The organism is Dawidia cretensis, from assembly GCF_018598175.1.
Lineage (GTDB): Bacteria > Bacteroidota > Bacteroidia > Cytophagales > Cyclobacteriaceae > Ohtaekwangia > Ohtaekwangia cretensis.
In genome coordinates this window covers 1-230 of the sequence record NZ_JAHESE010000278.1, presented here as the reverse complement: position 1 = coordinate 230, position 230 = coordinate 1, and the positions used below count along the sequence as shown (strand labels likewise).

Annotated in this window: 1 protein-coding gene; it reads right to left on the bottom strand. The window is 43.5% G+C overall.

Annotation, left to right across the window (positions count from 1 at the left end; genetic code table 11):
• Positions 1-230: hypothetical protein (locus tag KK062_RS30645; RefSeq protein WP_254088167.1), on the bottom strand; the 230-nt coding region annotated here is incomplete at both ends.

Here is a 230-nt window from a genome sequence, read left to right as displayed (position 1 = left end):
TGTCCACTAACCAAAAGTTACCAATCTCATCACCATTACCAGGTGAAAAGAATTTAGAAGGAGTCAATTTGTTTGTGATATAATCGCCTTTAACATTAACTTCAATGGTACCCGTACCAACGCATCCGTTCTGATCTTTCCCGGTGACTACATACGCCGTTGTAACAAGCGGGGTAGCATTAGGTTCTGCGATGGTTGCATCTGACAATGTTTCGGACGGTGTCCAGGAA